Annotated in this window: 8 protein-coding genes; 7 read left to right on the forward strand and 1 reads right to left on the reverse strand. The window is 56.2% G+C overall.

Going from position 1 to position 11,614, the window contains the following annotated elements; genetic code table 11:
* The first annotated feature begins 340 nt into the window (after positions 1-340).
* The 5 genes from FVB43_RS06285 to ompC all read left to right on the forward strand — a co-directional run bounded on the left by FVB43_RS06285 (position 341) and on the right by ompC (position 9,094).
* Positions 341-2,728, forward strand: a complete 2,388-nt coding sequence (locus FVB43_RS06285; protein ID WP_167863601.1) for a BapA prefix-like domain-containing protein — start codon at positions 341-343, stop codon at positions 2,726-2,728.
* Positions 2,729-2,794: 66 nt separating this feature from the next.
* Positions 2,795-4,144, forward strand: a complete 1,350-nt coding sequence (locus FVB43_RS06290; RefSeq protein ID WP_133841429.1) for a TolC family outer membrane protein — start codon at positions 2,795-2,797, stop codon at positions 4,142-4,144.
* Positions 4,145-4,182: 38 nt separating this feature from the next.
* On the forward strand, positions 4,183-6,348 hold the full coding sequence (locus tag FVB43_RS06295) for a type I secretion system permease/ATPase (protein WP_133841430.1): 2,166 nt from the start codon (positions 4,183-4,185) through the stop codon (positions 6,346-6,348).
* Positions 6,345-7,514 (forward strand): beta-barrel domain-containing protein, encoded by a 1,170-nt coding sequence (locus FVB43_RS06300; protein ID WP_133841431.1) that lies wholly within the window; start codon positions 6,345-6,347, stop codon positions 7,512-7,514. The genes FVB43_RS06295 and FVB43_RS06300 overlap by 4 nt, the downstream gene beginning before the upstream one ends.
* 473 nt (positions 7,515-7,987) lie before the next feature.
* Entirely contained in the window at positions 7,988-9,094 is a 1,107-nt protein-coding gene (gene ompC, locus FVB43_RS06305) for a porin OmpC (RefSeq protein ID WP_133841432.1), read from the forward strand.
* Positions 9,095-9,201: 107 nt separating this feature from the next.
* On the opposite strand, the gene FVB43_RS06310 is transcribed toward ompC, so the two are convergent.
* On the reverse strand, positions 9,202-9,366 hold the full coding sequence (locus tag FVB43_RS06310; RefSeq protein WP_159336293.1) for a hypothetical protein: 165 nt from the start codon (positions 9,364-9,366) through the stop codon (positions 9,202-9,204).
* Positions 9,367-9,818: 452 nt separating this feature from the next.
* Here FVB43_RS06310 and apbE point away from each other — a divergent pair, with 452 nt between their 5' ends.
* A complete protein-coding gene (gene apbE, locus FVB43_RS06315; protein WP_133841433.1) occupies positions 9,819-10,868 on the forward strand; it encodes an FAD:protein FMN transferase ApbE in 1,050 nt (349 codons plus the stop codon).
* Between the two features lie 17 nt (positions 10,869-10,885).
* Positions 10,886-11,527 carry a DNA oxidative demethylase AlkB gene (gene alkB / locus FVB43_RS06320; protein WP_133841434.1) on the forward strand — a complete coding sequence of 214 codons (642 nt, stop codon included), beginning with the start codon at positions 10,886-10,888 and terminating at the stop codon, positions 11,525-11,527.
* Positions 11,528-11,614: the final 87 nt, after the last annotated feature.

The following is an 11,614-nucleotide window of genomic DNA, read 5'->3' on the forward strand; positions in this document are numbered from 1 at the left end:
TGTTCGTTGTGGACCTAAATAAACTAAGAAAGGTTTTTTTAAAGTGAGTAAGGCAGAAATTACAATAAGATATAAGGCCGCTGGCGAAGTGTAATTCCAGATTTTGGCCAGTAGTAATGTGCTGATGACAAGGCTAACGTAGGCCGCGCCAGCGCTACTATAATAGCTATTTTAATCATTTTCCTTGTTATGGATTGCATTGTGATCCGTTGTACACCGGGTGACGCTCGGCGCTATTTTTGTAGCGCTGGCTGATGTTTTGCGTGAAAAAAACGGCCTCTGGCTGGGCTTTTCTTCGCAAACGCTTACTCACTTTACCGGGTACACAAGGGGAAACACCATGACTCAGCCTGCATCTGGCTTCGTCGATATACTCTCTCGCGATAGCGGAAAACTGCTGTCTCAGAGCCAGCCTCATACGTCTCAAACCGTGCGGCTTGATCAGCCTTCGCTGGTGAAAATTCACGCACTGACCACCTCCGTTGTTGAGTATCAACAGCAGGGCGACGATCTGATCCTCCACATGCGCGATGGCAGCACGGTGCGCTATCAGCATTTCTTCACGGCCACCGACGGCGAACAAAGTGAACTGCTGTTTGATGACGGGGTGAACCCGCCGCAGCATGCGCTGTTCAGCAGCGGGCTGAATACTACCGATGCCGCAACGCCGCTGACACCAACCTATCAGGCACTGGCCAGCGTCGATGCGCTGCTCGGCGCGCCCGCCGCAGCGGAGAGCAGTGGAACCCTGACGGCCGTTGGTCTGGGGCTACTCGGACTGGCCGGGGTCGGCGGTGGCGTGGCGCTGGCCAGCCATCACAGCAGCAACGATGACAGCAGCAGTCAGAGTGCGCCTGCCAGCGGCGGTGACACCCCGGTGGTTGTGCCACCGGAGAGCGGCACAGGAACGGGCGGCAGCCCGTCACTCACCGTGACCCCGCTGACGGGTGATACGGTGATCAGTGCTGACGAGCGCCAGAGCGATCAAACCTTCAGCGGGACCTCCACCAATATTGCCGCAGGCAGCACCCTGACCGTCAGCCTGAATGCGCACACTTACAGCACGCAGATTGCCAGCGATGGCAGCTGGAGCGTCATCCTGCCTGCCGCAGATCTCCAGGCGCTGCCCGACGGCAGCAACACCATCAGTATCAGCTTCGTTAACGCCAGCGGCGGTACGTCGACCGCAAATAAAGTGATTACCGTTGAGCCGCTGACGCCCATCGGTGAGCCGCCGCATCCCACCCTCGACCTGCCGTTTGGCGATGGCATCCTGAACAGTGCCGAGCTGGCAACGCAGCAGACCCTGACCGGCAGCACGGGATCGACCGGCAGTGGGCAGAAGGTGGTGGTGACGATGGGTGAAGAAAACTACAACGCCACGGTGGACAACGACGGTAACTGGTCACTGAGTCCTGATTCGTATGCCCTGTATTTGATGGGCCAGGGGGAAAGCACCATTGTGGTCACCGCCACCGATGGCTGGGGCCAGCAGGGCAGCAGCAGCACGCCGATTGTTATCGACACCAGCGACCCACAAATCACCATGAATGAGATTTCGGGCGATGACGTGATTGATGCCAGTGAAAAGGGTGACGATTTGCTGATTAGCGGTTCGGCCTGGGGCGAAGCGGGACGGACCGTGGATGTGCTGTTCAATGAGCAGACCTGGCACGCGGTGGTGAGCAGCAGTGGCACATGGAATCTGGCTATCCCGGCCAGCGCGCTTCAGGGGCTGGACGATGGCGTCTATCGCGTGCAGGCCAGCCTGAGTGATGCCGCGGGTAACAGCACATCTACGGCGCACAACATCACCCTCGCAACCTCTGTTGATACCCTGCCGTCACTGAGCATTGACCCCATCTCCACCGATGATGCCGTCAACTACCGTGAAGGGATCTATGGGCTTGAAATGTGGGGCACCTCCAGCAACCTGCCTTCCGGCACGGTGGTTACACTGGATCTTGCGGGTAAAACCTATTATGGCAACGTCGCCAGTGACAATATCTGGCGCGTGTCGATCAATGACAGCGAACTGGCGGCGATCACCGACGGTAAATATACCTTTACCTTCAGCGCCACCGACCCCAATGGCAACAGCACCAGCGCCACCCGCGATGTCCTGCTAATCAGTCATTACACCAGCAAAATTGGTTTCACCGTCGATGACGTTACCCCGGCGGACGTCAGCGTGGTTGACGGCCAGGAGTACGTCACTATTGGCGGCACCTTCGCTGATACCTTCCCCATTAACTTGATCAGCATCCGGGTGGATGACTATCCGTATTACAGCGCGACCCTGACGGAGGATCACCACTGGAGCATCACCGTGCCGCTGTCCGGTTCCAATGTGCATGACGGGCTGAATTATATCTATTTTGGTACCTCGGACGGTGCCGGTAACTGGGTTGAACAGTCTGACCAGATCCACGTTGATCTGGGGAATGCGACGGACAGCGGATCGCTGCAACTCGCCAGTCTGGGTCTGGCAACGCAGAGCGATGCGCTGGTGGCCGCGACAACGCAGGACGACCTCACCGCCGTTCAGTCACTGCTCCTGACCGGGGACAGCCCGGTGGCGCTCAGTACCACCGACAGTGGTGTCTGGTCACAGGTGTTACCGGGGGGCAGCAGCGAACCGATGTCGGATGTGTATCACGCTCCCCTTCAGGAAAGCACGCTGGCAGACGTGCTGACGCAGCATCAATTGCAGTTACAAACCGCTTAATTGGGGGCAGAAGAGGCGGGGTATTTCCCGCCTCTGGCCCGGAACATAATGATCACAGGTGTCTGGATGAAAAATAGGGTGATATTGCTGTGTTTCACAACCTGTCTGGTTGGGCAGAGCGCACTGGCGGCGAAAGAGGAACCTGTTGCGGCATTTAACTGGCGCGCAGCACCCACGGAAGAGCAGATTGCCAGCCTGACGCTGCGTGACGCTATCCTGCGAGCCTTTGCACGTAATCCCAAAATTTCTGAAGCCGCTGCACAGATCCGCGTCGGTGAGGCCGAGTTGGATGCGGCGAAAAGCGCCTGGTATCCCCAGGTGTCGCTCGCAGCCAGCGGCGGGCGATCGCACCAGACCGACTCCTCCGGCAGCCTGAATAACAGCGGTTCGGGTGGCATCACCCTCAGCCAGTTGCTGTATGACTTTGGCCGTACCGGGGGGGCAATCGACGAGCAGCACAAGCTGTCCGATGCCTACCGCTATGCGCTTTATGACACCATGACCACCGTGGCGCAGGACACCCTTCAGGCGTATCTGGCAGTGAAACGCTACCAGGCGCTGGTGGATGCCGCGCGTCTGAATATCGCGTCTTTGCAGCGCGTCAGGGACATGGCAAAACTGCGTGCAGATGCCGGGCTAAGTTCCCAGTCTGATGTCCTGCAGGCACAAACCCGCATTGCCGGTATGAACGCCAGCATGGAGCAGTATCGCGCACAGGCGCGATCGGCGCGTGCGCAGCTGACCGTGCTGACGGGCGTAACGTCTGAAAACCTGCCAGAACTGCCACAGGCGTTGCTGAACCAGCAGGTGACACTGGACAAAATCGCCTATGAGAAAAGCGCTGCCGTGCGCAGTGCGCAGGCGAAGCAAGAGGCGGCGCTGGAGCGTGTGCGCCAGGCTTCATCCAACCACTGGCCGACCATTAAAGTCCAGGCTGGCCGCACCCGTTATGAAAATGACAGCCGATCCTACTGGGATGACGAACTGCAATTGCAGGTAGAAGCGCCGCTGTATCAGGGCGGGCTGGTGAACGCCAAAACTCGTGCCGCTGAGGGCGATCGTGAAGCGGCTGAGGCCGCCATCCAGCAGTCAAAACTGCAAATCAACCAGAATGCCTCTACGGCCTATGCCGACATGATTGGCGCGCAACAGCGTAAAGAGGCCGGTGAGCAGCAGTTGAGCAGTGCAGATCATACCCGTGAGGTGTATGCCGATGAATACAAACTGAATAAGCGTAGCCTGAACGACCTGCTGAGTGTTGAGCAGGATGTCTTTCAGGCTGACAGCAGCCGCCTGACGGCGCTCTACGATGGCTGGGATGCCACGGTTCGTTATGCCGCAGCGGTGGATAATCTGCTGGATATTTTGGGCATTGACCGGGAAAAGAACAGTGGACAAACGCTGCCGTCGCTGTGATGCGGCGCTCGTAAGACAACCAGATAAGGCCGTTTTTTATGACTAAACAAACCGCAACCACGGAAAACTGGATCGATGCCATGCTGCGTGTGGCCGCCCGCTTCGGTAAACCGGCTGATGGTAAAACACTGCGACAGCAGATGCGCTGGTTTGAGCACCTCACGCCGCCGCAGCAGCTGGAGCGACTGGCGGGGCTGCTCGGGCTGCATCTCACTATGACACCGCGTGACAAAATCCGCTGGCGTCAGGAAGTGACGCCCGTGGTGCTGATTATGGAGAGCGGCAGTGTGGTGGTGATTGAAGCCATTGATGGTGAAGGCAATGCCCGTTACTGGCTCAGTGACGGCGGTGACGTGGTGCGTGAAACCGAACTGGCGCTGCTGCTGGCACAAAGTCAGCAAGAGGTGGGGATTATCGGCGTGGCGGCACGTGGGCGCGATGCGCGTATTGATGAGTTCGTCCAGCCGTATAAAAAGCACTGGTTCTGGCAGAACTTCCAGGGAATGGGGCGCAAAATCGGTGAGATTTCCCTGGCCTCGATAGTCGGTAACGTGCTGGCGCTGGCGGGGATTCTGTTCTCCATGCAGATCTATGACCGGGTGATCCCCGCGCAGTCAGAAGCCACGCTGTGGGTGCTGTTTGGCGGCGTACTGATTGCCGCCGTGATCGAATATCTCATCCGTCTGATGCGTACGCAGGTGTCTGACATGATGGGAAAACGCATCGACCTGAAAGTCTCTTCCATGCTGTTTGCGCGTGCGATGAATATCCGTAACGAGGCGCGACCAAAATCCACCGGATCGTTTATCTCCCAGCTGCGTGAAATTGATCAGGTGCGTGAGCTGCTGACCTCCACCACCGTGGGGGCGGCGGCGGATATGCCGTTTGTCATCCTGTTCCTGTTTATTATGGCGTTTATTGGCGGCCCGCTGGTGATCGTGCCGCTGCTGGCGATCCCGCTGATCGTCATTCCCGGCCTGCTGATCCAGATTCCTATGGCGAAACTGGCCAAAGAGGGATTACGCGAAGGGGCATTGCGTAACGCCATCCTGGTGGAAACCATTGAAGGTATTGAAGATATTAAATCACTGCAGGCTGAACCCTATTTCCAGCGTCAGTGGGAGCAGACGCACGAAGTGAGCGCCGCGATTGGCATGCAGCAGCGTCTGTGGGGCGCGCGCCTCACGGGCTGGGCGTCAAGCGTGCAGCAACTGACCTACGCCAGCATGCTGGTGTTTGGGGTCTATCTGGTGCTCGATGGTCAGATCACCACCGGTACGCTGGTGGCGAGCAGTATGCTCTCTTCGCGCACCATTGCGCCGCTGATGCAGCTGACGATGGTGTTCTCGCGCTGGCAACATGCGAAAAGTGCGATGAACGGGCTGGATGAATTGCTGAAGAAACCGCTCGACCAGCCGGAAGAGGGAGAAATGGCGCACTGCCCAACGCTGACCGGTCACTACGATCTGCGTGGCGTGCAGTACAGCTACGATGAAGAAAACGTGAAAAACGTGATCACCATTAACCAGCTGCAAATTAAACCCGGCGAACGCATCGCTATCCTGGGACGTGTGGGGGCCGGGAAGTCGACGCTGCTGAAACTGCTGGCCGGGCAGGCGATGGCGACCCAGGGCAAAGTGATCGTCGACGGCGTGGACTTACGCCGCATTGACCCGGTTGACCTGCGGCGACAGTTGGGCTGGTTGTCACAGGATTCTCGTCTGTTCTTCGGCACCCTGCGCCAGAACCTGATGCTGGGCAACCCCCACGCCAGCGAGCAGGATATGTTACAGGCGCTACGCGTCAGCGGTGCACTGAGCCTGGTGCAGCAGGATGCGGCCAGCCTGGACCGCATTATTAATGAGGGCGGACGCGGACTCTCCGGCGGGCAGCGCCAGATGGTGATGCTCAGCCGTATGATCCTGCGCCAGCCGCAGGTGGTGCTGATGGACGAACCCACCGCGTCGATGGATGAACAGCTGGAAGAACATGTGATCAGTCAGATGAAAGGCTGGCTGAGTGGGCGCACCCTGATACTGGTGACGCATCGCCCGGCGCTGCTGAAAATGGTCGATCGCATTATTGTCATGGATAACGGCCGCGTGATTGCTGATGGCCCGAAAGATGACATCCTGAAACGTGCTACCGCGCAGACGGCACAGGCCCAACCGCCGGCGGCCAGTGCAAGAGGAGATGCCGCATGAGCCTTGTATTGATGGATCGCAGTCTGAAACAGAATGAACGGCGCACCTCGGCCATCATCTGGGTCTGTACTGTCGCGCTGGTGCTGTTTTTTGTCTGGGCACATTTCGCCATTCTTGATGAAGTGACGGTGGGAACGGGCAAGGTCACGCCGCTCAGTCGTGCGCAGGTGATTGAAAGTCTGGATGGCGGCATCGTCGACCAGCTCAACGTCCATGAAGGCAATATCGTCGAGAAAGGGCAGGTGCTGGCAAAACTTGACCCGACGCGTTTTCAGTCCAACTTTGGTGAGGCGGCATCACGCGCGCGAACGCTGCGCGGATCGGCCGAACGCTTAACCGCTGAACTGACGGGCGCGCCGCTGAAATTCAGTGCCGAAACGCTGAAAGAGCCGGATCTGGTGGCGCGTGAAACGCAACTTTACCAGTCGCGGCGGCGTAATTTGCAAGAGACCGTCAGCAATCTGGAGCAGTCAAAAAAACTGGTTCAGGATGAGCTGCGCATGACCCAGCCGCTGGTGGCGAAAGGGGCGGCGGGTGAGGTGGAAGTGATCCGCCTGCGCCGTCAGGTCGCTGAGCTTCAGGGAAAAATAGATGAGGCACGTAATGACTACGCGGTACGCGCACGCGAAGAGCAGGTGAAGAACAACGCGGACCTGGATGCACAATTACAGGTGATGACCGGGAAAGAGGATCAACTGACCCGCGCCACTATTTACTCACCGGTACGCGGCATCGTTAAAGATATTCAGGTCACCACCGTGGGCGGCGTGTTGCAACCCGGCGGTAAGCTGATGGAGATTGTCCCCCTTGAGGACCAGCTACTGATCGAAACACGCATTAACCCGCGTGATATCGCCTATATCCGTCCGGGGCTGCCCGCCACGGTCAAAGTGACGGCGTATGATTCGTCAATCTATGGCGATCTGCGCGGTGAAGTGGAGACGGTATCACCCGATACCTTGCAGGATGAGGTCAAACGTGACCAGTACTATTACCGGGTTTATGTGCGTACCGACAAGGCCGAACTGACCAACAAAGCCGGACGAAAATTCCCGATCGTGCCGGGGATGGTCGCGAACGTAGAGATTAAAACCGGCCAGAAATCCGTCATGGATTATCTGATTAAACCGCTGAATAAAGTTAAAGAGTCGATGCGCGAACGCTAGATTTTCGTCGCCAGATAATACCAGGAAAGAATAATTTCGCAGGGGAATAAAATACGTAAAAAAATGCCAGGCACAAAGCCTGGCAATATTAATAGGTGGTGCAACTCATTCGGGGTGAATGAAGATAATAATTCAATAAATGATGATAGCGCGCTAATAATACTGCTTCATGGCAGAATAATTTTATCAATCAGTGCGCATTGTTACATGTAGGTGTAATGCAATGAATTATAAGACGAATCTTATTTTTTGTCTTTAAGTGCGCAATTAGTTATCTATTTGTGCTGCGTAAAAGTTCCGCTTTATTTACATTAAGAAATGTGTTTACCCCCTTAAGAAACATTTTATGTGATTTAGTATCATTTTCTTGATGGATTATTACTCTCCCAAGCTTAACATGACACTAAGTGCTTAATTTTTACCTACAGCACGCAGTGGCAATATAAGACTTATAATCGAGAGGGTATTAAAAAATGAAACTTCGCGTTCTTTCTCTGATGGTCCCGGCGTTGCTGGTAGCAGGTTCAGCGGGTGCGGCAGAAATCTATAACAAAGACGGCAACAAACTGGATCTGTTCGGTAAAGTTGATGGTCTGCACTACTTCTCAGACGACTCCGGTTCAGATGGCGACCAGTCTTATCTGCGTTTCGGCTTCAAAGGTGAAACCCAGATTTCCGACCAGCTGACCGGCTACGGTCAGTGGGAATATCAGGCAGCCCTGAACACCGCTGAAGCCCAGGGAACAGCGAACAGCTATACCCGCGTTGGTTTTGCCGGTCTGAAATTCGGTGACGCTGGCTCATTCGATTATGGTCGTAACTACGGCGTGGCATACGACATCGGCGCATGGACCGACGTACTGCCAGAGTTCGGTGGCGATACCTACGGTGCAGATAACTTCATGTTCCAGCGCGGCTCGGGCATGGCGACCTACCGTAACAACAACTTCTTTGGTCTGGTCGAAGGCCTGAACTTCGCCGTACAGTACCAGGGTAAAAATGACAGCGATGCTGAAGTGGCGGGCAACCGTAGCGCTACCGCACAGAACGGCGATGGATATGGCCTTTCTGCCACCTACGACATCGGTGCGGGCTTCAGCGCTGGTGCTGCCATGTTCTCTTCTGACCGCACCAATACCCAGAACAGCAATGCGCTGCTGGGCAACGGTGACAAAGCAGAAGCTTACACCGGTGGTCTGAAATATGACGCGAACAACGTTTACCTGGCAGCCATGTACACCAAATCGTACAACGCGACTCGCTTCGGCAGCACGGATAATCCGGCCGCCTACGGCTTTGCCGATAAAGCAGAAAACTGGGAACTGGTTGCACAGTATCAGTTCGACTTTGGTCTGCGTCCGTCACTGGCTTACGTGACTTCACGCGGAACCGATATTCAGAACTGGGGCACCCAGAACCTGAAACAGTACATCGATGTCGGCGCGACTTACTACTTCAACAAAAACATGTCGACCTATGCGGATTACCAGATCAATCTGCTGGATGACAACAACTTCACCCAGGCTGCCGGTATCAATACCGACAACGTGGTGGCTGTAGGCCTGGTTTACCAGTTCTAATCCTCACCTGATACGGCCATTTTCCTGGCCGCGATAAGCCTGAGGCACAATAAAAAGCCGCCTCTGCGTGATATGACGCAGAGGCGGCTTTTTTGATCATGCCAGGTTCAGGCGGCCATCACGGCCACTTTTTTATCGCTCTCTTCTCCTTCTTCTTTCCCGGCGAAATGCTGCGTACTGCCTTCCAGTCCTGCTCCTCCGAGCGTCAGCAGTGAAAATCTCAACAGACGACGTCGGGCCTGGTTTTCTTTGACCGCATTTTTGTTGCGCATGACCTTTCCTCATTCTGAACAATAAGGGTTATCAAGCAGAAAACGTGCCAGGTTGGGGGAGAGCGGATTGAGGGGCGGTTCAGGTGGCTTGTGATACTGTGCGCGGCTCAGAGAGAGGCATGATGCACCAGGATGGTGCCGGTGAACTCACCCCGGTGCGGCCGGGGGAGTCTGGCATACCGTGTTAGCGGTGACGCGGACGCGGTAAGTGTCGGACGTGTGTCTGCTTGTAATGCTTAAAGCCTGCAAAGATAATCAGGGCGATTGAAGCCATGAGAAGCACGTAATAGATCATTATGGCTCTCCTTTAAGAGTGAATGATGGGCGTCACGAGTGCCCTGTACAGCTACCATCCTGGTGAGCAATGGCGGTAAGATCAAGGCATCGAGTCCTAGTTTTCCCTGCGGTAAAGCACGGTTCGGACCAGTTTTTAATCAAGGTTACAGGTTGATATGAAGAGTAAATGGCGGTTTTTTTTAGGTTTGATGGTGGTTTACTTGCTGACGTCCTGTGACAATCCTAAGCCATCAGCGGGATCTGAAGGGATGGTGCTCGAAGGTAAAACAATGGGAACATTCTGGAGGGTGAGCCTGGCGGGCGTCGCGCCTGAGCGTCGTGACGCCCTGCAAAAAGCGATACAGCAGCAGCTGGATAACGATGACCACGAACTTTCCACCTGGAAAAGTGATTCGGTTTTGTCACGTTTTAACCAGTATCGCGGCAGCGCGCCGCAGCCCATCAGTAACAACATGGCCGATATCATCACGCTGTCGTTACGCATCGGGCAGCAGACCTCAGGCGCGATGGATATCACGCTGGGTCCGTTGGTTAACCTGTGGGGGTTTGGGCCGGATAAACAGCCGCTGAAGACGCCGACACAACCTCAGATTGATGCTGCCCGCGCCTTAACCGGGCTGGAACATTTACAGGTGATCAACCGTGCCGGGCAATCCTGGCTGCAGAAAGACCTGCCTGAGCTGTATGTTGATCTCTCGACCGTCGGTGAAGGTTTTGCCACCGACCATCTGGCGCGGCTGATGGAGCAGCAGGGGATTAACCATTATCTGGTGTCGGTGGGCGGCGCGGTGCTGACGCGCGGCAAAAATGCCCAGGGCAATGCGTGGCAGGTGGCGATCCAGAAACCGACCGATCAGGAGAACGCCGTTCAGGCGATTGTCGACCTTCAGGGGCACGGCATCAGCACCTCCGGTAGCTATCGCAACTATTATGAGCTGGAAGGAAAACGCATCTCACACGTGATTGACCCGTCAACGGGTCGCCCCATTCAGCATAAGCTGGTCTCTGTCACGGTGATTGCCACCACGGCGCTGGAAGCCGATGGCTGGGACACCGGGCTGATGGTGCTGGGTACCGAGAAGGCCAAAGCACTGGCATTGCGTGATAAGCTGGCGGTCTATCTGATTTTCAAAGAGGGTGATCATTTCAGCCACTGGATGTCGCCACAGTTTGCGGCCTTTATCCCGCCATCCTCTCCACACTGATACGCGAAGGAGTTCCAATGCTCGATCTGTTTGCCGATGATGCCCCGTGGCAAGAACCGCTGATGGACGGCGCGGTGATCCTGCGCCGCCGCGTTCGTGACAGCGCCGCAGAGCTGATGGCACAGGTGAACCAGATTGCTGCGCAGAATCCTTTTGAACATCGCATCACGCCCGGCGGCCATAAGATGTCAGTGGCGATGACCAACTGCGGCGATCTTGGCTGGTCTACGGACTCACGCGGTTACCAGTACAGCGCCCAGGACGACGTCAGCGGCAAGCGCTGGCCCGCGATGCCCGCTTCCTTCCGGGAGCTGGCCGTGACCTGCGCCGCTGAAGCCGGGTTTAGTGGTTTTTCCCCCGATGCCTGTCTGATCAACCGCTACGAACCGGGGGCAAAGCTTACCCTGCATCAGGACAAAGATGAACGCGATCTGCGTCAGCCTATTGTGTCCGTATCGCTGGGGCTGCCAGCGGTCTTTTTATTTGGTGGTTTTGAGCGCGCTGACGCCTGCCAGCGCGTGCTGCTGGAGCAGGGGGATGTGGTGGTCTGGGGCGGGCCATCACGTCTGCGTTACCACGGTATTCTGCCGCTCAAACCCGGCATCCATCCGCTCACCGGGCCTTTTCGCTTCAATCTGACCTTTCGCCGCGCCCGCTAGCCCGCGTGTAAACGTTCCCGAATGAGAATTGTTATTGATCTCGTCTTGCTTCTCATTAAACTGCAAGCTGCTTTTTACCTGCCGGGA

Source organism: Erwinia rhapontici, from assembly GCF_012271765.1.
Lineage (GTDB): Bacteria > Pseudomonadota > Gammaproteobacteria > Enterobacterales > Enterobacteriaceae > Erwinia > Erwinia rhapontici.

What these genes read in the sequence shown, in the direction of transcription:
- ompC (WP_133841432.1), top strand. Translation starts at nt 7,988, where the DNA reads ATGAAACTTCGCGTTCTTTCTCTGATGGTCCCGGCGTTGCTGGTAGCA.
- FVB43_RS06290 (WP_133841429.1), top strand. Translation starts at nt 2,795, where the DNA reads ATGAAAAATAGGGTGATATTGCTGTGTTTCACAACCTGTCTGGTTGGG.
- FVB43_RS06310 (WP_159336293.1), bottom strand. Translation starts at nt 9,366, where the DNA reads ATGCGCAACAAAAATGCGGTCAAAGAAAACCAGGCCCGACGTCGTCTG.
- alkB (WP_133841434.1), top strand. Translation starts at nt 10,886, where the DNA reads ATGCTCGATCTGTTTGCCGATGATGCCCCGTGGCAAGAACCGCTGATG.
- FVB43_RS06300 (WP_133841431.1), top strand. Translation starts at nt 6,345, where the DNA reads ATGAGCCTTGTATTGATGGATCGCAGTCTGAAACAGAATGAACGGCGC.
- apbE (WP_133841433.1), top strand. Translation starts at nt 9,819, where the DNA reads ATGAAGAGTAAATGGCGGTTTTTTTTAGGTTTGATGGTGGTTTACTTG.
- FVB43_RS06285 (WP_167863601.1), top strand. Translation starts at nt 341, where the DNA reads ATGACTCAGCCTGCATCTGGCTTCGTCGATATACTCTCTCGCGATAGC.
- FVB43_RS06295 (WP_133841430.1), top strand. Translation starts at nt 4,183, where the DNA reads ATGACTAAACAAACCGCAACCACGGAAAACTGGATCGATGCCATGCTG.